Origin of the sequence: Mesorhizobium sp. M0772 (assembly GCF_040320135.1) — a bacterium.
In the GTDB taxonomy this organism is placed as follows: Bacteria; Pseudomonadota; Alphaproteobacteria; order Rhizobiales; family Rhizobiaceae; genus Mesorhizobium.
The window spans coordinates 1-21098 of sequence record NZ_JAMYPB010000016.1 but is presented as its reverse complement, the minus strand read 5'-3'; the positions used below and the strand labels follow the sequence as shown (position 1 = coordinate 21098).

Sequence of the window (21098 nt, the reverse complement as noted above, 5' to 3'; positions counted from 1 at the left end):
GATTTTCCTGTTGCGGCCCGGCACTCGGATTCTTTCGCCATGTGGGCCGTTCGCCGTGAGCCAGCCCGACGAGGTCGACATGAACCAGATCCTGTTTCGGCCGACGGCGCGGGAGTGCTAAACAGATCTCGTGCTTGGGCAAAGTTCGGGTTGACCGCTGCCAAGAGCGCGGCGACTATCCCTGCAACGTGCAGGAGGACATGAGAATGGACGAACCCGATCGCTGGCGGCACATGGCGAGCGCGCCCAAGGACGGCAGCCGCATCCTGGTCACGGTCAGGCCATCGGAACAGGGGCCGGCCGAGGTCGACCTCGCTTACTGGTCGCGCGCCGACCAGTTCGGCACGGAGGGCTGGCGCTCTTCCGATTCGTCGCCAGGACGGGTGATCGAATACCCCGAACCGGAGTTGAAATGCTGGATGCCGCTGCCGACGGCCAATCTGAGCCGGGCTTCAATGCCAAGTCCGTGGCAAGGCGAAGACGTCCCGCTGCTCGACGGCTCCGGGATATGATCTCGGCGGGATGACCGTAGGAAATATGCTGCCGGCCCAATACTTGACGGCCTTACTTCGGCCGACGCACTGATCGCACCATGCCGCCGGGGCCGCTGCCGCAGAAGAAGCGGTCGCCGCCGTCGGATTCGAGCCCGGAAACGCCCACCCCTGCCGGCATGTCGAACCGTTCCAGCACCTTTCCGCTTTGCGGATCGACGCGCCGGACATCGCTCTGGTCGCCTTCCCAGGTGCCGTGCCAGAGCTCGCCATCGACCCAGGTCACTCCGGTGACGAAGCGGTTTGAGTCGATGGTCCGCAGGATTTTCCCGGTCTCGGGATCGATCTGGTGGATCTTGCGCTCCCGGTTTTGCCCCACCCAGAGCGTGCCCTCGGCCCAGGTCATGCCGGAATCGCGGCCGCCGCCGGGCGCCGGGATGATGGAGAGCACCTTGCCGGTATCCGGGTCGATCTTCTGGATGCGGTCCCCGGCGAGCTGAAACAGATGTCGGCCGTCATAGGCGGTGCCGGCATGGGCGGCGACATCGATCGAGCGCAGCGTCTCACCGCTTGCCGGATCGAAGGCGGTCAGCCGCTCGCCCGTCGCAAACCAGACATTCTGTCCGTCGAAGCTCACGCCGTGCACGGTGTCGACATCAGGAAAGGGCCCGTATTCGCGCAGGATTTCCGCTGCTGAATGTTTCATGTCCTGGTCCTCGATCATGGTCACCTTTCCTAGCCGTTCGGCAGCGGCGACGGGAGTAACAAGGTGGTCGTGAAACCAGCGACCGGTGGCGTCATCCAGCGCCGCGCCCGGCCGTGGCCGAAGGACTGCACTTTGCCGGTCTCGGCCAACTGCTCGAGCGCCCGCTGTACGCTTCGCTGTCCGGCGCCCAGCGCCAGCGCCAACCCCGAGCTGGCCCAGGATTCACCATCAGCCAGGAAGGCCAGCACCGCGGCGTGCCGCTCCTCGATCGGCCGCGCCAGCACCGCCACGGAGCCTGCTTCGCGCGGCTTTAGCGCAAAGCCCTGGCTGGTCGCGCCTATGCCCGCCAGCGGCCGCAATTCGGCGCGCAGCCGGCCGATCTCGACCCGCAGCCTGGCGCGATGCGATTCATCGGCATGCCGGCCGCCAAAGGCGCGGGCAATCAGCGTCGCCCTCGGCACATCCGCCGGCCAGGCTTCGGCAAGCGCGCGCGCCAGCGCAAACAGCACCGGCCTCGTTGCCAGCGAGATCGTTGTTTCCTGCTTGTGCACGATATAGCGGAACGTATCGACGACCAGCGCGCGCGACGCCTGCAGCGCTTCGACCTCTTCGAGCAACAGCGGATGCTCCTCGCCGCCTGCGATCAGCCGCGCCGCCGGCGGCTCCAGCGCCAGGAAGGCGCTGTCGACCTCCGCCATAAGACCCGGAATGCCGGCCCGGCGGGCGGCATGGCGCGCCCACTCAAGGGCTGCGCGCGCGGCCTTCGTCTTCAGGCGCCGCATGGCGATGCCGGCAACCGCGAGTTCATGCGCGGCGCGTGAGGCCGGCGGAAGCGGCGACGGATCGAGCCCAGCCAGCACGTCTTCAGCCTCGTCGAGGCGGCCGATCAGCAGCAGGCGGCGCACTTTGAGATGCCCGGCATGCGCCGCGTTCAGCCGGTCGCCATGCTTTTCCAATGTCGACCGCGCCGCGTCGAGCGCCTTGGACGGCCAGCCGAGATCACGCGAAACAAGTGCGATCTCGGCTTCGGCGACAACGCACCTGGCGCGCGCCACCGCCTCCTTTGGACCGAAGGCACGGCCGGCCCTACGCAACAGTACTTTGGCGCGATGGAAATCGCCGAGCTGCGCCATGGCAATGCCGCGCAACGCCAGCGCCGGGGCATCCTCGCGCAAGGCGACGCGGTCGAGTGCCGCCAGCGGATTGCCCGCCGCCAGCGCCAGCCCTGCCGCGGTGATCAGCGAGTCCATGCAAATCCCGTCACATTTGTAACTCCCACCGCTCCCCTTATCGGCCCTAACTTAAGTCACCACCGCCAAGCAGCAAGCCGCGGACGGCGACCTAGCCATCTGGACTGGTTGAAGACGCCCAGGCCTGCGTTGACGGCAATATTCGCATTCGCTAGCCTGAGCATCTCAGACAGTCGTGTTAAGCTTCTCAATAAGGAAAAACCGACCATGCCTGCTTCCGAGGACTTCGAGCCCACCGTGCGGCCTCGCCACCCCTGCTGCGGTGGCCCGCCTGCAAATGCCGTCACATTTGTAACTCCGCCCTCGCCGCCTCGCGGCCCTAGCCTGCCTCACGATCAACAGGCAACGACAAGCCACAACGGCTCAACAACTGGCAAAGGAAACAAGCAATGACCAAGCACGTGGCAATGAAGACCCCACCGGTCGTTTCAAGGCAGGAATGGGAAGCCGAGCGCGAAAAGATGCTGGTGAAGGAAAAGGCAACGATGCGCGCCAGGGACGCGCTGTCGGCCGAGCGCCGGCGCATGCCATGGATGGAAGTAGACAAGCCCTATGTGTTTGAAGGTCCCAACGGCAAAGCGAGCCTGCTCGATTTGTTCGAGGGCCGGCGCCAGTTGATCGTCTACCGCGCCTTCTACGAACCCGGCGTCCACGGCTGGCCCGAACATGCCTGCCGCGGCTGTTCGCTCGGCGCCGACCAGGTCGGCCATCTCGCCCATCTCAACGCCCGCAACACCACGCTTGCCTATGCCTCCCGCGCGCCGCAGGCCGACATTGCCAGCTTGAAGCAGCGGATGGGTTGGGAGATGCCCTGGTACACAATCACCGACAGTTTCGACAAGGATTTCGGCGTCGACGAATGGCACGGCCACAACGTGTTCATCCAGGACGGCAAGAAAGTCTATCGCACCTACTTCATCAACAACCGCGGCGACGAGCAGATGGGCACGGTCTGGAGCTACCTCGACGCAACGCCGCTCGGCCGCCAGGAAATCTGGGAGGATTCGCCCGAAGGCTATCCGCAGACCGAGCTCTACAGCTGGTGGAACTGGCACGACAATTACGACGCCGCACCCGACAAGACGTGGGAGGAAGTGTCGGCGGCCGGCGAAGCCGCGTTCCGCAACAAGGACGGCAAGTAAGGACCTGGAGCGGCGCCCATCCAGCTTGGTTTCCTGTGCCTCACGGGACAGGAAACCCGGGCATTGATCATCAAGGGATTACGACCATGAGCGATATCGGCACAGGCACCGGCAGTGAGGTCCCTCAACGCTCCGATGCAGTTTCTCTCCGCACCGCCGACTGGCTGTGCCTCGCCGCGGCCCCTGTTTTCGCCGTGATGGCGCTGCTTACCTGCATTCACGCTGGCGACGGCGTCATGTCGTGCCTGGGGGCCGATGCCTCCCCGCTCACCGGCATGCCGCTGATGTATCTCTTGATGAGCGCCGTCCATCTGGCGCCTTGGCTGCGCGTGATTTCCGGCCGGCCGGTCCGGCGATAGGCTGGACCGCCGCCGCCATGCTAACGCTCTTTACGTCGGAGAGAGACTATGAAGCTGGTCAGGCTGAGAGCGCCGGGCGGGTTGGACAAGCTAGACCTGGTCGAGGAGGATCAGCCCCGGCCTGGGCCGGGAGAAATGCTGGTCAGGATTCGCGCCTGCGCGCTGAACATGCGCGACGATTTCGCCGTACAGGGCAAGGTGCCGCTCGCCGACGGCCGCGTGCCGCTGTCGGATGGCGCCGGCGAGGTGATCGCCATCGGTGACGGCGTCGACACGTTCAAGCCGGGCGACAGCGTCGTCAGTGTTTTCTACCCCTGGTGGCTGGCCAGCGACATGAGATCCGATACAAGCCGCGACATTCCCGGAGACAGTTTCGACGGCTTCGCCAGCGAGTATGTGTGCATGCCGGCGCAGGCCTTCACCACGGCGCCGGCGGGCTATACGCATCTCGAGGCGGCAACGCTGACCTGCACGGGCGTCACCGCCTGGCGCGGCCTGGTGACATGCGGCAAGGTAAAGCCCGGCGACACGGTGCTGATCCTTGGCACCGGCAGCGTGTCATTGTTTGCGCTGCAATTTGCCAAGGCCGCCGGCGCAAGGGTCATCGCCACGTCGTCCGATGAAGAGAAGCTGGAGAAGCTCAGACGACTCGGGGCCGACAGCGTCATCAACTACAAGGCGGTGCCGGAGTGGGGCGGCAGGGCCAGGGAACTGACGGACGGACGCGGCGTCGATCATGTGATCGAGGTCGGCGGACCGGCGACGCTGGCGCAGTCGATAGCGGCCTGCCGGACAGGCGGGCATATCGCACTCATCGGCGTCCTGACCGGCTTTGCAGCAGAAGTTTCAATCCCGGCGCTGTTTTCAAACCAGATCCGCATCAGCGGAATTTCCATCGGCAGCAAAGCCGACCAGCAGGACATGATCCGTGCGATAGAGGTCAACCGCCTGAAGCCTGTCATCGACAGCAGCTTTCCACTGCAGGATATCGCCGCCGCCTTCAGGCACTACGAAGCGCAAAGGCATTTCGGCAAGGTCTGCCTCGAGCTTTAGATCCTGCGATCGGCATTCCTACCCAGCGGCCGGCGCCAGCGTCCCGCTTGCCATCAGGCCCCAGAGCTGATCGGCGGTCAGCTGTTTGGCCGAGCCGTCGTAAGCCACCCTGCCGAGGCTGAGCACGACGATCCTGTCGGCCAGCGCCCTGACCGTCGACAGGTCGTGCGTGACCAGGATGACGCCGGTGCCGCTGGCGGCGATCGAACGGATCAGCTTGACGACCTGCGCGGTCTGCTTGACGCCGAGCGCGGCGGTGGGCTCGTCGAGGCAGATAAGCTTGACGTGATCGGCAAGCGCGCGGGCAATGGCGATGGACTGCCGCTGGCCGCCCGACAGCGAGCGCACCAGAACGTTTTCGTCGCGAAGCGTGACGCCCAGCGCGGCAAGCCGGGCACGACACTGCTCGGCGGCCTTTCGGTCGTCGCGAACCGGGAAGACACCGAGCCAACGCCGCGTTTCCTCACGCCCGAGGATCATATTGTGGGCGACGCTGAGGTTCGGGCAGAGCGCCAAATCCTGATAGACGGTCTCCAGGCCGGCGCCGCGTGCATCCTGCGGGCTCCTGAAGGAAATCGGCTGGCCCTCGAGGGTCATCGCGCCGGCATCGGGCCGGATGGCGCCCGAAATAATCTTCACCAGCGTCGACTTGCCGGCGCCATTGTCGCCGAGCAGACAGACGATCTCGCCTTTGCCGACCGTGAAACTCGCCTCTTCCAATGCCGTCAGCGCGCCGTAGGATTTGCGGGCGTCGGCAATCGAGAATGCCGGACCTTGCGGGGCTTCTCCATTGCCCTCCGTCACGGCAGGGCCGGCCGAGGCGACGGCACCATCGTCCGCCACCGCGAAGTTGGTCGCGGCGGCCCGAGCGCGCCGGCCGCGAAAACCGATCGCAGCCTGGTCGGCCACCAACGCCAGCAACAGCATGCTTCCCACCGAAATGGATTGCCACCATGATTGCAGGCCGACGAAGATCAGTCCTGCATTGAGGATGCCGATGGTGGCAACGCCGATGGCGATGCCGAGCGGCCGGCCGGAGCCGCCGGAAAAAGCGACGCCGCCTAGGATGGCGGCGGTGAGCACGTCGAGCTCGAAGCGAACGCCGATGGTCGGCGTGATGCTGCCGAGGCGGCCGGCGATCAGCACCGATACCAGACCGATCAGCAAGCCATTGGAGGCGTAGAGGCCGACCACCGTGCGCCCCACCGGAATGCCGCAGAGTTCGGCTGCGCGCGGATCGCCGCCTATGGCGTAGAGCCTCAAGCCGGTGACCGTGCTGGTCAGGACAAAGGCTCCGGCGACAAAGACCAGCGCGGCGATGATCACGGTGTACTGGATGCCGAAGATCTTGCCCCGCCCCAATTCGAGCAGAGCCTCGGGAAAACCATAGACCGCGGTGCTGGAGACGACGAAGGCAAGGCCGCCATAGAGCGCCAGCATCGCCAGCGTGACGATCAACGGCGAGATGCTCAGCCTGCGCACCAGCAGACCGTTGAGCAGACCGAGCAAAAGGCCCAGACCCAGGCCGACGCAGATTGCCAGCAGCGCGCTCTGCGTCGCCACCGCGACCTTGGCAGTGATGATGCCGATCAGGGCGACCATGCTGCCGATGGAGAGGTCGACATAGCCGGCGATCAGCAGCGCGGAGGTGCCGAGCACGGCGATCAGGATCGAGGTCGAGTTGACGCCAATGACGACGAAATTGTCGAGGCTGAAGAACGATTTGTTCAACAGCGAGAAGGCGACGATCAAGCCGAGCGCGACCAGCGCCAGCCCGATGCGGCCAGACGCTTCGCCCGGCGCCTTGACGCCCGGCAGCAAGGATGAAAACCGGCCCGTTTGCAGCGGTGTCGTCCCCGTTCGAAGGCTGTCTGTGCTCATGCTTGCCTCTCACTGAAGCGGGCGGTTTCAGGTCAGGCTGAACCGCCCGTATCGCGCGGGAAAAACAGGCGCTACTTTGCCTCGGATGACCAGGGGAAATTCACATACTGGTCGCGCGTATCGTAGCAGATGTTGCCGTACATCCTGAGATAGATATCGCGGCGCTTCGGGTCCTTGTAGACCGCGGCCGGGTCGGCGACGTCGGCCTCGTACTGGGCCATGTAGTCGCTGGTCAGCGCCACCGGCAGGATATCCATCGCCTGCGGGATGCTCTTGCCCTCCAGCCAGTCGGCCGCGTGCTGGCCCATGGCATAAGCGAAGACCGGCGACGCCAGGCTGATGCTTGCCTTGTAGGGACCGCCGCCTTTCTTGATCGCGGCGACCGCTTCCGGCTCGCCGTCGATGCCGCCGAGGAACTGGTCCGGCCGCGCCTTGCCCGCCGCTTCCAGGGCAGCCAGCGCGCCGAGCACGACGGTGTCGGCGCCGAGCACGACATCGACGTCGGGATGGGCCTGGAGAATGGTGCTCATCGTGGCAAAGCCGCCTTCCTTGTTGACGGGATTGGGTGAGATGTCGGCGACGATGGTGACACCGGGCATTGCCTTGAAGATGTCGCGCATGGCGGCAAAGCGCGGCGCCAGGAATTCCATGCTGTCATGCGACAGGATGACGACATTGGCCTTGCCGCCGAGCTTTTCCTTTATGTAGGCTGCGGCCGCTTCGGCCAGCACCTTGCCGGTCTCGTATTGCGGCGCATTGAGCAGCGACGTGGCTGGCGGCGGCACGATGGTGCCGACATAGGCGCCCGACCAGATAAGCTCCTGCAGGCTGCGGCTCATCGAGGCCGGGTCCACGGGCGCCGCCACCAGACCGCCGATCTTGGAGGCGAGAAACAATTGCACCTGCTCGACCCCCTTGGCGGCGTCATTGTTGGCAAGCGCGCGGCGATATTCCAGCCCGCGATCCTTGGCGGCGGCGGCCAGGCCGCGGTCGACGCCCTGCATGAATTCACGCTCGTTATCCTGCGCGAAGGCCAGCACCTTGTTCAGGCCGGGCGGTTGGCTGCAGGCCGGCGCCTTCGGATCGAACGGCGCAAATACCGCCGGCTTGGTGAGCCCGGCCGGGCCGTCCTGCGCGCTTGCCAGAATGGTACCGCCCGCGAGCACACCGGCAACGCCGAGCAGCGTCGCCAGCATCATGTTCCTGTCAGATCGCATTTTACTTCCTCCCTGTCGTTGATTGTTGCCGCGCATCGCAAGCCTCGCGGTCGCTACTCTTCCCAGTCTCCCCAGATACCCACCTTCCCGCTCGCAAGTCAAAACTTTTTCCAGTGGAATTAATTAATCAGAGATAGTCGGGTGACTCGCCCACGCGATCACGCCTTGCCGATCAGCGACTGGACGACTTTGGCCAATTCCGTGCCGAGCACGCGATGCGCGTCGCTGTCGAGGTGAATGCCGTCTACCGCGCTCGACTCGACGACGTCGCCGGCGTTGAAGAACGCGGCGCCGGCGCGCCGGGCCGCATCGCGGAACAGGCCGGCAAAGTGCATCGACTTTGCGGCGCCGCCCAGGAACATCTGGCCGAACCAGTCGACCTCCAGCATCGGCGGCGGCGCTACTATCAGGACCGCGGGCGCCACGCCCGCGGGGCCAGCTTCGCTGCGCAGGACAATTCTGGCCAAAATCTCAATGGAATCAGCGACGTCATTCGGCGTTACCGAGAACCTATGCTTGAGATCGTTGGTGCCGAGCATCAGGATGACGAGGTCGAGCGGCATATGCGTTTCCAGGCACACCGGGAGCGATTTGAGCCCGTTCTTGTGGAGACCTTCGATCGGATCGTCGTGCACGGTGGTGCGCCCGCCCTGCCCTTCTTCGATCACATCCCATCCGTTGCCGAGCTGGCGGCGCATGATGCCCGGCCAGCGGCGGTCGGGCGTGAAGCGGTGCCGTCCGACGCGGGCCAGGGTGGGAATGGCGCCATAGGTATTGGAATCGCCAAAGCACATGATGGTCCGGGTCTGCGTCACGGCATTGCTCCTCCAGGCTTGCATACTTTGAACGACAGCAGGCCGGCCGGCGTCAACTACATTTTTCCATCGGGTGGATTTAAGTGTTGCCTTGCCAGGCCCGCATTGCTACGTCAGCGCTTTGATCGGCTCGCCTTGCGGCCAACCTCCTTGCGCAGGGGAAAGCGTGACCGGCACCAGCTTCTTCAGTCTCGAAAAGATCGCCGAGGGCCGCAGCGGCGGAACCACGCAGGCCGAGAGCCGCATCTACAACGAACGCCTGATCGTCTCGCTCATCCGCCGGCACGGGCAGCTGGCCAAGACCGATTTGACGCGGCTGACCGGGCTGGCCGCGCAAACCATCACCACCATCGTCAACCGCGCCGCCGACAACAAGCTGCTGCTGCGCCTGGAGCCTTTGCGCGGACGGCTGGGGCAACCCTCGGTTCCCTATGCGTTGAACCCGAAAGCCGCGTACGCCTTCGGCCTCAAGGTCGACCATCGCAGCGCCGATGTCGCCCTGGTCAATTTCGTCGGCGACGTGATGGCGTTCGAACGCACACTGTTCGACTATCCGACGCCCGTCGAGGTGATGAAATTCGCCAAGGGCGCCATCGCGCGCATGTGCCGCAAGCACAGATCGATAGAGCAAGACCGCATCGCGGGTCTTGGCATCGCCTCGCCATTCCATCAGTGGAACCTGAGCGAAGAGGGCGCGGTGCCGGCGAGCAGGCTGGATGCCTGGAGGGAAATCGACATTCGCGCCGAACTGGACCGGGCGTTCGACTGGCCGGTGTTCCTCTACAACGACGCCACGGTGTCGGCCGCGGCCGAACTGATGTTTGGCGCCGGCGGATCGCGCGCCGACTTTCTCTATGCCTATGTCGGGCACTTCATCGGCGGCGGCCTGGTGCTCGATCATCACTTGTTCCCCGGCCGCAACAAGCTGGCCGGGGCGCTGGGCGACATGCCGGTGCCCGCGCCGGGGCGCAAGGGCGACCGGATGACCCCGCTGCTGCGCGTCGCTTCGCTGCATTCGCTGGCCGGCAAGCTCAACGACCAGGACAATGGGGACGAGGGCGCCGGCCGCATCTGGTCGTCGCCCGACAACTGGGGCGACCTTGGAGAGCCGCTCACCGCGTGGATCGATGAGGTTTCGGACGGGCTTGCCTATGCCGCCCGCAGTGCCGTTGCCTTGCTCGACATCGACAATGTGGTGATCGACGGCGCCATACCGAATGGCGTGCGCAAGGAGATCGCCAAGGCCATGCGCAGAAAGCTGGCACGGATCCTTGTCGATCGCCCCGAGCCGTTCTCCGTCATCGAGGGGACGTTTGGCCATCTCGGCCCCGTTATCGGCGGCGCCAGCATTCCGTTGCTGGTGAAATATTCGAACGACAAGGAATTGCTCTTCAAGGAATAGGCGCGCAGCCGCCGGCACCAGGCATTTCGAACTGTGAGACTTGTCACATACCTGCTCGTGAAGCGCGTGCTACTTGCACCCTGCGGTCGGTCGACGCCGAAAGAAATCGCCTGCCATGGTCTGGCGGTGACGGGCCTTTCACTTTATGCTGTGGCAGGTTGCATACTCTCAACGGACCTTGATGCCGCAAGCGGTGTTCTCGTCGGCGTCAGGCCGCGACCAGGAGTTTTGTCATGCTCCGACTTTGCGGATTCATCGCGGCCTTCATCCTTGCCGGCCTCACAAGCTTTGAGGCCTGCGCCGATCGAAGGGTCGCGCTCGTCATCGGCAATTCCGATTATCGCGACATCCCGGCGCTGAAGAACCCGGCCAAGGATGCCCAGGATGTATCGGCCACGTTCCGGCTGGCGGGCTTCGAGGTTTTCGTCGCCGAGAATCTCACCAAGCAGCAGTTCGAAGGCCAGTTCCGGGACTATCTGGCCGCCGCCGACGGCGCCGATCTCGCCGTCGTCTACTATTCCGGGCACGGCTTTCAGATCGGCGGCGAGAATTTCCTGATACCCGTCGACGCCTCGTTGAAGAAGGCGGCCGACATCGAGGTCCAGGCCATCAAGCTCAACGACGTGCTGGAGCAGCTGCGCTCGAAGTCGAAGATCCAGGTGATCATCCTCGATGCCTGCCGCAACAACCCCTTCCCGCGCAACAATTACTGGCTGCGCGACCAGCTTGTCACCGCCGGCAATACCGGGCTGGCGCAGGTGCGAAGCTCGCTCAACACGCTGATTGCCTTCGCCACCGAACCAGGCGCGGTCGCCTATGACGGCAGCGGCGACCTCAGCCCGTTTTCATCGGCCTTTTCGCGGCGCGCGCTGGCGCCGAACCAGGAGATCCGCACGGTCATGTCGGCGGTGCGCCGCGATGTCGTGCAGGCCACCAACGGCATGCAGGTGCCCTGGGAAAATTCCTCGCTGATCGATGACGTGGTGCTGGTGCGCCGCAACAACCGGCCTTCGCTGCCGCCAGTGCTGGAGAAGGTAGTGCTCTCGGGGGTCGGTCCTGTCGCTCTCGGCCTGCCGGAGCCGGTCGATGTCGATGGCGGCGCTATCAGCGTCAGCATCGAACGTCCGCCGGCAATGGGCCGTCTGGTGCTGGACGGCAAAGACGTCGCGGTGGGCGAACCGATCGCCGGCAAGGACCTGCCGCGCCTGCAAATGGATGTCCCCAAAGGGGCCGCCACGCAGGACGAGGTGGATATGCTGGCCTATGCCACGCATGACAATTGGGGCGGCGGGAGCCAGGGCATATTGGTGTTCCGCGTCAAGAGCGGCGAAGGTGCGGCGGGTCAGCAGATCATGGCTTCGCTCGAGGCCGAGCAGAAGCAGCAGGTGCTGGAGCGCGGCATCCACATCACCGGCGCTGCCGAAGCAATCGAGAACCGCAAGCTTGATATTCCCGTCGGCGTCGGCCCGGTCGCGCTCAATCTGGATTTCCCCACCGACGATCCGGCGGTCAGCCTGAAGGTCACGGGGTATCCGGCAACGGGAACGCTGTCATTGCCTGATCGAACCTTGTCGCCGCAATCCAGCCTTCTGGCCGGTGAAGTCGACCATCTCCGTTACGAGCCGCAGATCGGCGCCGGCGCGCCGGTCGAGGTCGGCTTCGAAATCCGGGCCGACAGCAGCTCGGCTAAGCCCGCGACAATGAAGCTGTCGCCGACGGTCGATGCCTGCGATACCGCCGCCGGCGAGCCTCTCGACCTGCAAGGGGTGGTGCCCGGCCTGCTGCCGAACGAGATCGGCGCCGGTGCGGTGGCAGCCTGCGAGGCGGCCGTGAAAACCTATCCAGACGTCGCCCGCTTCCACTACGAGCTCGGCCGCGCCCTGCTTGCGGCAGGCCAGGTTAGAGAGGCCAGGACAGCCATCGAGGACGCCGCCAAGAAAGGCCATGTGCGCGCCGTCTTCGAACTCGGCTATCTCAACGCAACCGGAACCGGAACGACCATAGACCGCACCCAGGCCAACGCTCTCTACAAGGCTGCCGCCGACAAGGGTGATCCTTACGGTATGACCTCGTGGGGACGCGCGCTGTTCAATGGCTATGGCGTCAACCGCGATACGGCCAAGGGCCTCGACCTGCTGCTCAAGGCGGCGGCCATGGGGCACACCTATGCCATGAACGATCTTGCCGCCATCTTCACCGAGGGCCGCAATGGCGTGCCTGCCGATCCGGCCCGCGCCGTCGCCTTCCTGCAAGCGGGGGTGCAGCGCCAAGACATGTATTCGATGAACCTGCTCGGCCGCAATTACCTCGCCGGCCAGGGCATCGACAAGGATCCGAAGACGGCGCAGGCCCTGTTCCAGCAGGCCACCGATCTTGGCCAGCCCTACGCGCCCGGCAGCCTCGCCCGCATGTACAGGGATGGCGCCGGTGTGCGCCAGGACCCGGCGGAAGCGCAAAGGCTGTTCGAACTGGCGACCACGCGCGGCGATCCGTCGAGCGCCTATGATCGCGCGGCGCTTGAAATGGCGAAAGGCGACAAGGCCGATCAGGCTGTCGCGGTGCGCTTCCTGGCATTCGCCGTCGCGCTCGATCTGCGCAAGGAGCTGCCGGACGCCAAAAAGGGCCTGGCGCAGTTCGGCACCAAGCCGAAAACGGCAGCTTTGGACGCCCTGCGTCGAGAGCTCAAGTCGAAGATTCCCGCGTCCGGTTCGCTGGACACGCAACTGGTCAATGCGGCCCGGGGGGTCTGGGAAGAAGCCAATCCGCGTCGGGATTTGTTCTGAACAATAAGGAGGCCATGGTGGGCAAGGCATTCAAGCAGACATTCGGGCAGGCATTCATCGGGATAATTCTATCCGGCGTTCTGGCTGGGCTCATGGGCTGCACCTCGGTGTCGCCGATGTTTGAGCCGGCGCCGCCGGTGAACCATCGCAAAGTGGTTCGCGTAGCACCTCAGCCAAAGGTGGTCAGATTCAAGAAGGCGGCCACCGGCAAAGTGATCAAGCCGGCCGAGGAGATCCCGCAAAAGCCGCCCGTCATTCCCGCTCTCGGCGGTAGCGGCGGAGGCGGTGGGGCTGGCGGCGGCGGCGGCGGTTGGGGATGAGATCGTCGACCAAGGGCGCTGCACTCAGCGGCCCCAAAGGGTCTTGCTAAGATCCGCATGAGCCTTGGACAACGTCAAGCCGAAATCGTCCATCCCTGTCGCGGCATCGGTTGGCCAGCGGACAATTCGGCGCAGCGCTGCACGGAAAAGGCAGCGGACGAACGCTGCCAGTGCAGAGGCCACGACCGCCGCCGGATCGAGTCTGCGAGCCGCCAATGCCCGATGGGCCTGTTGTGTTTCGAGATAGCGGGCCAGCGCAACATCGTGACGCGATGGTGCGCCAAGCTCCTGCCGGTCGCGCCCGGGGTCGTCATGCCAGATGGGCCACTCGGTCGGGCTAGGGTGATGCACGGTATCCTCCTGCGAAAACAGATCCAGTGCGAACAATCTCCTCAAGCGCCGTGAGCAACGCGTGGGAACCTGCGTGATGGAATCGTGAAAAGCGCCTCGGCGGCGGAATAAGTGTTGAAATGGACCGAGCTTGAGCGGATCGTCGTCGCGCTGTGACCGTGGCGGATCCGATGACCGGACCTTATCTTCACCTGCTGGGTGGTTTCGACTTTGCTGGCGTCGGGGCCACGGTTCCAGCCATCAGCCGCAAGGCGCGTGCGATGGTCGCCTATCTCGCGCTGCAGTCGGGGCATTCGCAGTCGCGCGAGAAGCTGGCGACCCTGCTCTGGGGCATCAACAGCGAGGCGCAGGCGCGAATGAGCCTGCGGCAAGCGGTATCGTCTGTCAGGAAGGCCATGCAGACGTGCGGCGGCGGCCGCTTCCTCACCGATGGCAACAGCGTCGCTCTGCATCTCGACGGCCTTGATTTCGACGTCGCGCGGTTCGAGGCGCTGGTCGCCAGCCCGGCACCCGAAGATCTCGAACTGGCGCTCAATGTCTACCGCGGCGACCTGCTCGACGGCTTCGGCCTGAAGGAGGAGCCATTCGAGGACTGGCTGAGGATCGAACGCGAGCGGCTGCGGGCACTGGCCGTCGCGGCGCTCGACAGGCTCGTCGCGCATTATGCAGCGACGAACGATCCTGCCGCATGCGTGCGCGCGGCGGCGCGCCTGCTGGCCATGGACCCGTTGAGGGAGGATGTCCACCGTGCCCTGATGCGCGCCTATGCGGCGCAAGGCAGGACCAATCTCGCGCTGAAGCAATATGAGCACTGCCGCACCGCGCTTCTACGCGATCTCAAGCTGCAGCCGGAGCCGGAGACGCGGCAATTGTTCGAGACGCTGCGCACACGCCGCACAATGGCGCCGGCACGGCCACCCACGACTGATGCGGATGACGCTACCGGCTTCAGCCACGAACTCGCAGCCCCCCCGACCCACTATGTCAAATCGGCCGGGATCAACATCGCGTATCAGGTGACCGGCGACGGTCCGGTCGACCTGATCCATGTGCCGGGATGGGTCTCCAACCTCGACCACGCCTGGGGCTCGCCGCGGCTTTCGCATGTGCACCGGCGGCTCGGCACTTTCTCGCGCCTAATCCGCATGGACAAGCGCGGCACCGGGCTCTCGGACCGCAATGTCGGTCTGCCGACCCTGGAAGAGCGGATGGAAGATGTGCGGGCAGTGCTGGATGCGGTTGGCTCGAAGCGCACGGTGCTTTTCGGCAGCTCCGAGGGCGGCCCGATGTGCATGCTGTTCGCGGCGACCTATCCCGAGCGCACAGCGGCACTCGTGCTCAATGGGGCCTACGCCCGCGGCAGGTGGTCACAAGACTATCCGTGGGCGAAGACAAGCGAGCAGGTGGAAGAGGATCTGGCGATCGTCGAGAAAGAATGGGGAGCGGCGGCGGATATGAGCAACGCGGCGCCCAGTCTGATGAGCGACACGTTCGAGACAGAATGGTTCGCCGCCTATCTCAGGAATTCTGCCTCGCCCGCCGACGCGATCGCCCTGTGGCGCTGGGGAGCCGAAATCGATGTTCGCGACATTCTGCCTGCTGTCCATGTTCCGACACTGATCATGCAGACGACTGGCGACGGCTGGGTGAAGCGGGAAGAAGGACGTTACCTGGCGACGCACATCGAGGGCGCCCGATACATTGAGTTCGCCGGCCGCGACCACGTCATCTGGGGCGAGAATTCCGATCGGATCGTCGACGAGATCCAGGCTTTCGTCACCGGCGCCTTGCCGGCGGCCCCAGGCGAACGGCTGCTTGTGTCGGTGCTGTCCCTCGATATGACGGGCTCGCCTTTCGGCATCGACCCGGCCGAGCGGCACGCCGAAGCGCTCCGTGGCGAACTCCTCGCGGCCGAAGGCAGAGAGATCAGCCGATCGGACGGCAAGGTGCTCGCGGTGTTCCAGCGGCCAACGCGGTCGATCCAGTGCGCGATCGCCATCCGCGATCGCTTGCGGCAATCCGGTGTCGAGGTCCGCTCGGCGGTGCATATCGGCGAGTGCGAGCAGCGGGGCCATCAATTTTCAGGCGCGGCGATCGAACTGTCATCGCGTCTGCTTGACCATGCGCGGCCGGGCGAAATCATCGCATCAAGGACGGTGCGCGATCTCGTGGTCGGCTCCGGCCTGCGGTTCGAGGAGCGTGGCGAAATGGCGGCAAGCGGGCTGCCCGGCGCGTTTCCGTTCTATGCGGTCGGTTCGGCTTGAGCCGCTAGGTCACCTCTTCCCTGCCCCGAACCGGAGCCCGTCCATCAGCAGCTTGACCAGCCGGCGCGAGCGGTCGCGCCAGTCCTTGGTGTCGGGGGCCGAGTAGATGCCGCCGAGTGCGTGCAGCACATCGGAGGCGTCGACGTCGCTGCGGATCGAGCCTTCGGCCACCGCCGCCTCGACCAGTTGCCGCAAGGCCAGCGACACCCGGCCCGACATGTCGGAGAACACGGCGGAATTGGTGTTGAACAGGATGCGCAGGCTGGCCGCCAGGCCGCGCTTGGTGGCGATGTAGTCGACGAAGCGCTGCATCCACTGTTCCAGCGCCATGTCGGCCGAATGGTGGCTGGCGAGGTCATCGGCCGCCGCACAGAGCGCCTCGACTTCACGCCGGTAGACCACTTCGACCAGATGCTCGCGGGTTGGGAAATGCCGGTAGAGCGTGCCGATGCCGACGCCGGCCTGGCGCGCGATCTCCTCCAGCGAGGCATCGACACCGTGCTCGGCAAAGGCCGCTGCCGCAACCTCGACCAGCCGGTCGCGGTTGCGCTGCGCATCGGCGCGCAGCGGCCTTGGCGCTGCGGCTTCGCGCTTCTCGTCGGCAATTGCTTGCGACTGCTCGGTCAATTTTTTCTCCACTGTCGATATATGGGGGCTTGAACCCAAAGGGGTAAGCCCCCAACTAGATAAACGGAGGCGCCTCCGTTTTAGTGGAGCAGTCTTATCATATAATCAGGGGAGCCGGTATGTCACGTGTTGAGATTGTGAAGACTGAAGCATCCCCTGCCCGCTGGAGAGTTGGGGCGGCAGAGCTGCCAATCTCCCCACTCGTGGGGGAGATGTCCGGCAGGACAGAGGGAGCGCTGTCCCGCCGACCAACACCCGCTTGGAAAGGTCTATTTCGACGCATGTAAATCGGGAACGTCGCATTCCTTCGCGCCCCCCTCTGCCCTGCCGGGCATCTCCCCCACAAGGGGGGAGATTAGGCGCACCGCCCTTGCCCTCTCCTACCCGGACGCCATTTCATTCCCCTGGCGTCAAGCAACTGGAGCCAGACGCCCATGACCAGCCAGACCATCCACCTCACCATCAACGGGCACGACCATAAACTGCAGGTCGAGCCGCGCGTCACGTTGCTCGACGCCTTACGCGACCGTCTTAACCTGACCGGCACCAAGAAGGGTTGCGACCAGGGCCAGTGCGGCGCCTGCACGGTGCATGTCGAGGGACAGCGCGTGCTCGCCTGCCTGACGCTTGCAGCACAGGTCGAAGGCCGCGAGATCACCACCATCGAAGGGTTGGCCGGCGACGACGGCACGCTTAACGCGGTTCAGGCTGCTTTCCTCGACCAGGATGCTTTCCAGTGCGGTTACTGCACGCCGGGACAGATCATGTCGGCGGTGGCGTGCATCCGCGAGGGCCATGCCGGCTCGGATGACGAGATCCGCGAATACATGGCCGGCAATCTGTGCCGCTGCGGCGCCTATCCGCATATCGTTGCCGCCGTGCGCCAGGCGGCACTGGAGGTGGCGTCATGAGGGATTTTTCCTACGTTCGCGCCCATAGCATCGATGCCGCACGCCAAGCTGCCGCCCTGCCCCGGGCCATGCTGCTTGCCGGCGGCACGACGCTGGTCGATCTCGCCAAATGCGGCGTTGCCGAACCCGACAGCCTTGTCGACATCACCCATCTCAAAGGGCTCGACGCCATCAAGGTCGACGCTGACAGCGCCATGATCGGCGCGCTGGCCAAGATGAGCCACGTCGCCGACCATGCCGAGATCAAGAGCCGCTTTCCCGCGGTCTCCGAAGCGCTGTGGCAGGCGGCTTCCGCGCAACTGCGCAACATGGCGACCATCGGCGGCAATCTGATGCAGCGCACGCGCTGCCCCTATTTCCGCGATCCCGCGAGTTTTTCCGCCTGCAACAAGCGCTCGGCCGGCAGCGGCTGCTCGGCGATCGGCGGCGTCACCCGCGGCCATGCCGTGCTCGGCACCAGCGACGCCTGCATCGCCATGTATCCCGGTGACCTCGCCACCGCGCTGGTCGCCTTCGACGCCGTGGTTCATCTTGGCGAACGCCAGGTTGCCGTCGACGACTTCTTTCTCCTGCCCGGCGCCACGCCCGACAGGGAACATGCCATTCAACCGGGCGAGATGATCACGGCCATCAGCATCCCGGCTTCAGCCGCCGCCCGGCGGTCGACCTATCTCAAGGTTCGCGACCGGCAGTCCTACGAGTTCGCCGCTGCAAGCGCCGCGGTCGGCATCGACTTCGAAGCCGATGGCCGCACCATTCGCGACCTGCGCGTCGCGCTGGGCGGCGTCGCGACGAAGCCGTGGCGGGCGCATGCCGTGGAAGCGGCGTTGAAGGGCAAGGTGCTCAGCGAAGACAGGGTGCGGGCAGCCAGCTTGCTCGCCATGGAAGGGGCGATCGACCACGGCGCCAACCACTACAAGATCGAACTGGCGCCGCGCGTCGTTGCCCGCGCCATCCTCAAGACGGGAGCCATGTCATGACCATTCACGACCCGAAGACACGGCACGGCGACGCTTCGGACGGCACTGCCGATCAGGTTGGCGGGCGGCTGTCGCGCGTCGACGGCCCGGCCAAGATTACCGGTGCGGCAAAATACGCCGTCGAGCAGCAGCTCGACGGGCTAACCTACGGCGTCCTGGTCGAAAGCACGATCGCGTCAGGCAAGGTGCGCTCGATCGACACGTCAGCCGCCGAGGCGGCACCTGGTGTGCTCAAGGTGCTGACGCCGGACACCATCATGCCGCTGAAGACTGCATCGGACTGGTTCGGCACACCGCCGCCGGACAAGCCCTACTGCCCGCTGGCGCGCGATATCACCTTTTCGGGCCAGCATGTCGCCGCGGTCATCGCGGAGACCTTCGAGCAGGCCGTTGCGGCCGCAGCCCTGGTCAAGGTCAGCTATGACGAGACTCCGGCCATCGTCGACCTCAGCGACGCCAAGGCGGGCGACGGCATTCCGATCGCCGCCATGACCAAGGAATGGGGCGATGCGCAGGCCGCTTTCGCCGCTGCCCCGGTGCGCGTCTGCGGCGCCTATAACACGCCGCGCGAATACCAGGCGCCGATGGAGCCGCATGGCCTCATCGCCCGCTGGGAGGGCGACCGGCTGACCGTGTGGGAACCGAGCCAGTGGCTCGACGGTATGGCCCGCACCTATGCCGAATGGTTCGGCGTGCCGTTCGAAAATGTACGGCTGGTCTCGCCCTATATCGGTGGCGGCTTCGGCTCCAAGGCGCTGGCGCTCGGCCACGGCGCGGTAGCGGCTGCCGCAGCCAAGATGCTGGGACGGCCCGTGAGGGTGGTCATGACTCGGCCGCAGACTTTTACCGGCTATGGCGGCCGCTCCGCGACCCGCCAGACGGTGACGATCGGCGCCGACCGTGACGGAAAAATCCAGTCGATCGTGCATCGCGGCGTCAATGAAACGTCGATCGACGGCATGTGGGTCGAGCCGTTGGGCGTGGTCACCTCGATCATGTATGCGACGCCCAACTTCTCCTCGAAGCAGAATGTCGTGCGGGTGAATTCGGTGGTGCCCGGCGCCATGCGCGCGCCGGGCGAAAACCCTAGCGCCTTCGGCATCGAAAGCGCCATTGACGAGCTCGCCTACGAGGTCGGCATCGATCCGCTGGAGATCCGGCTGAGGAATTACGCCGAGCAGGATCCGCACGCAAAAAAGGCCTGGTCGACGCGGCAGTTGCGCGAGGCTTTCGCGGCTGGCGCCGAACGCTTCGGCTGGGCCCAGCGCACGCCCAAACCGCGTTCGATGCGCGATGGCAACCAGCTGATCGGCTGGGGCGTCGCCGCCGGCACCTATCCGGTGCGGCGCGCTTACGGCGAGGCCATCGTGCGTATCCTTGCCAACGGCTCGGTCGAGGTCGAAAGCTCCTCGATCGACATGGGCCAGGGCACCTACACGATCCTGGCGCAGACGGCGGCCGAAACGGTCGGCGTGGCGGCCGACCAGGTCGTGGTGAAGCTCGGTGATTCCCGGTATCCCCGCGCCGGCGTAGCCGGCGGGTCGCGGCTGGCCGGCGTGATGACGGGCGCGGTCTACAAGGCGGCGACATCGGCGCTCGACCAGCTGGTTGGTCTGGCGATCAGCGATTCGCGCTCGCCCTTCCACGCGCTGCAGGCCAACACGCTGGTCGTCGCCAATGGCCGCATCAGGTCGCCGCGCGGCGATGGTCCCGATGTCTCGATCGCCGACCTGCTGGCCAGCGTCGGCCGCGACCGCATCGAGGCCACAGGCGACACCATGCCGGCGAACTCGACGGCCGCCGATCGCTACAAGAACTACACCACCATCGCGGCGGCACTGCCGCACACCGAGGGCGACTATTCGCGCCACTCCTGGTGCGCGCATTTCATCGAGGTGCGCGTCGACGAGGATTTCGGCACGGTGCGCGTGTCGCGCGTGGTATCGGCGCTGGATTCCGGCCGGCTCTACAACCCGAAACTCGCCGAGAGCCAGTGGAAGGGCGGCATCATCATGGGCATCGGCCAGGCGCTGCTCGAAGAAGGCATTGTCGACCGCAGGCATGGCCGCATCGTCAACAACAATCTCGGCGACTATCTGGTGCCGACCAATGCCGACATCCCCGATATCGAGGTCATCTCGGTCGGCATTCCCGACCTGCACTCCTCTGTGCTCGGCGGCAAGGGTGTCGGCGAACTCGCCATCGTCGGCGTAGCGCCGGCGATCGCCAATGCGGTGTTCCATGCGACGGGAAAAAGAGTGCGGGACTTGCCGATCACGCTGGAGAAGTTGATCTAGGAAGCGGCGTGCGTAATCTCCCCCCTTGAGGGGGAGATGTCGCCGAAGGCGACAGAGGGGGTCGCCTCTCGTAGAGCGCCAACCTCCTTCCGCCGCAGTAGGTCGAGCCCGGTCGGACCGACCCCCTCTGCCCTGCCGGGCATCTCCCCTCAAGGGGCATAGGCGCTAAGATAGGTATTGCCCTGCGGAATCGGGTGTGATTCTACACTGCGATGACACACGAATCGCTTGCAGACGACGGTTGGGCCG

The 21098-nt window shown here is 65.2% G+C and carries 18 protein-coding genes; 11 read left to right on the top strand and 7 right to left on the bottom strand.

The window, feature by feature from the left end; translation table 11 throughout:
• Nucleotides 1-206 precede the first annotated feature (206 nt).
• Nucleotides 207-512: a hypothetical protein gene (locus tag NKI06_RS13405; protein ID WP_023689804.1), complete on the top strand. Its 306-nt coding sequence runs from the start codon at nucleotides 207-209 to the stop codon at nucleotides 510-512.
• Nucleotides 513-564: 52 nt separating this feature from the next.
• Here NKI06_RS13405 and NKI06_RS13400 read toward each other — a convergent pair whose 3' ends face one another.
• Entirely contained in the window at nucleotides 565-1197 is a 633-nt protein-coding gene (locus NKI06_RS13400; RefSeq protein WP_352985700.1) for a Vgb family protein, read from the bottom strand.
• A gap of 29 nt (nucleotides 1198-1226) precedes the next feature.
• Nucleotides 1227-2447 carry a helix-turn-helix domain-containing protein gene (locus NKI06_RS13395; RefSeq protein ID WP_352985698.1) on the bottom strand — a complete coding sequence of 407 codons (1221 nt, stop codon included), beginning with the start codon at nucleotides 2445-2447 and terminating at the stop codon, nucleotides 1227-1229.
• Nucleotides 2448-2836: 389 nt separating this feature from the next.
• Here NKI06_RS13395 and NKI06_RS13390 point away from each other — a divergent pair, with 389 nt between their 5' ends.
• From NKI06_RS13390 to NKI06_RS13380, 3 genes are all read left to right on the top strand, one after another.
• On the top strand, nucleotides 2837-3589 hold the full coding sequence (locus NKI06_RS13390; protein ID WP_023685489.1) for a DUF899 domain-containing protein: 753 nt from the start codon (nucleotides 2837-2839) through the stop codon (nucleotides 3587-3589).
• An 86-nt stretch (nucleotides 3590-3675) separates the two neighbouring features.
• Nucleotides 3676-3948, top strand: a complete 273-nt coding sequence (locus NKI06_RS13385; RefSeq protein ID WP_023685488.1) for a hypothetical protein — start codon at nucleotides 3676-3678, stop codon at nucleotides 3946-3948.
• Between the two features lie 48 nt (nucleotides 3949-3996).
• Nucleotides 3997-5001: a zinc-dependent alcohol dehydrogenase family protein gene (locus NKI06_RS13380; RefSeq protein ID WP_023693809.1), complete on the top strand. Its 1005-nt coding sequence runs from the start codon at nucleotides 3997-3999 to the stop codon at nucleotides 4999-5001.
• A gap of 18 nt (nucleotides 5002-5019) precedes the next feature.
• Here NKI06_RS13380 and NKI06_RS13375 read toward each other — a convergent pair whose 3' ends face one another.
• The 3 genes from NKI06_RS13375 to NKI06_RS13365 all read right to left on the bottom strand — a co-directional run bounded on the left by NKI06_RS13375 (nucleotide 5020) and on the right by NKI06_RS13365 (nucleotide 8914).
• Nucleotides 5020-6882: an ATP-binding cassette domain-containing protein gene (locus tag NKI06_RS13375; RefSeq protein ID WP_352580046.1), complete on the bottom strand. Its 1863-nt coding sequence runs from the start codon at nucleotides 6880-6882 to the stop codon at nucleotides 5020-5022.
• Between the two features lie 71 nt (nucleotides 6883-6953).
• Nucleotides 6954-8099, bottom strand: coding sequence for a sugar ABC transporter substrate-binding protein (locus tag NKI06_RS13370; protein ID WP_352810871.1), 1146 nt, complete (start codon nucleotides 8097-8099; stop codon nucleotides 6954-6956).
• Between the two features lie 158 nt (nucleotides 8100-8257).
• Nucleotides 8258-8914: an SGNH/GDSL hydrolase family protein gene (locus tag NKI06_RS13365; protein WP_352510872.1), complete on the bottom strand. Its 657-nt coding sequence runs from the start codon at nucleotides 8912-8914 to the stop codon at nucleotides 8258-8260.
• 166 nt (nucleotides 8915-9080) lie between these two features.
• Here NKI06_RS13365 and NKI06_RS13360 point away from each other — a divergent pair, with 166 nt between their 5' ends.
• From NKI06_RS13360 to NKI06_RS13350, 3 genes are all read left to right on the top strand, one after another.
• On the top strand, nucleotides 9081-10316 hold the full coding sequence (locus NKI06_RS13360) for an ROK family protein (protein WP_352510873.1): 1236 nt from the start codon (nucleotides 9081-9083) through the stop codon (nucleotides 10314-10316).
• 233 nt (nucleotides 10317-10549) lie between these two features.
• A complete protein-coding gene (locus NKI06_RS13355; protein ID WP_352985690.1) occupies nucleotides 10550-13099 on the top strand; it encodes a caspase family protein in 2550 nt (849 codons plus the stop codon).
• Between the two features lie 14 nt (nucleotides 13100-13113).
• Complete coding sequence (locus NKI06_RS13350) at nucleotides 13114-13419, top strand: hypothetical protein (protein WP_352985688.1); 306 nt, start codon at nucleotides 13114-13116, stop codon at nucleotides 13417-13419.
• Between the two features lie 24 nt (nucleotides 13420-13443).
• Here the strand turns inward: NKI06_RS13350 and NKI06_RS13345 are convergent, their stop codons facing one another.
• Complete coding sequence (locus tag NKI06_RS13345) at nucleotides 13444-13806, bottom strand: hypothetical protein (protein ID WP_023733969.1); 363 nt, start codon at nucleotides 13804-13806, stop codon at nucleotides 13444-13446.
• Between the two features lie 134 nt (nucleotides 13807-13940).
• Here NKI06_RS13345 and NKI06_RS13340 point away from each other — a divergent pair, with 134 nt between their 5' ends.
• Complete coding sequence (locus NKI06_RS13340; protein WP_352985686.1) at nucleotides 13941-16034, top strand: alpha/beta fold hydrolase; 2094 nt, start codon at nucleotides 13941-13943, stop codon at nucleotides 16032-16034.
• A 9-nt stretch (nucleotides 16035-16043) separates the two neighbouring features.
• Here NKI06_RS13340 and NKI06_RS13335 read toward each other — a convergent pair whose 3' ends face one another.
• Nucleotides 16044-16661 carry a TetR/AcrR family transcriptional regulator gene (locus tag NKI06_RS13335; RefSeq protein ID WP_023709407.1) on the bottom strand — a complete coding sequence of 206 codons (618 nt, stop codon included), beginning with the start codon at nucleotides 16659-16661 and terminating at the stop codon, nucleotides 16044-16046.
• Between the two features lie 434 nt (nucleotides 16662-17095).
• Between NKI06_RS13335 and NKI06_RS13330 the strand changes: the two genes are divergently transcribed.
• From NKI06_RS13330 to NKI06_RS13320, 3 genes are read left to right on the top strand one after another with little or no spacing between them, the layout of a single operon-like run.
• Nucleotides 17096-17572, top strand: coding sequence for a (2Fe-2S)-binding protein (locus tag NKI06_RS13330; RefSeq protein WP_352985685.1), 477 nt, complete (start codon nucleotides 17096-17098; stop codon nucleotides 17570-17572).
• Nucleotides 17569-18552 (top strand): FAD binding domain-containing protein, encoded by a 984-nt coding sequence (locus NKI06_RS13325; protein ID WP_352985683.1) that lies wholly within the window; start codon nucleotides 17569-17571, stop codon nucleotides 18550-18552. The genes NKI06_RS13330 and NKI06_RS13325 overlap by 4 nt, the downstream gene beginning before the upstream one ends.
• Entirely contained in the window at nucleotides 18549-20849 is a 2301-nt protein-coding gene (locus NKI06_RS13320) for a xanthine dehydrogenase family protein molybdopterin-binding subunit (protein WP_352985681.1), read from the top strand. The genes NKI06_RS13325 and NKI06_RS13320 overlap by 4 nt, the downstream gene beginning before the upstream one ends.
• The last annotated feature ends 249 nt before the right edge of the window (nucleotides 20850-21098 follow it).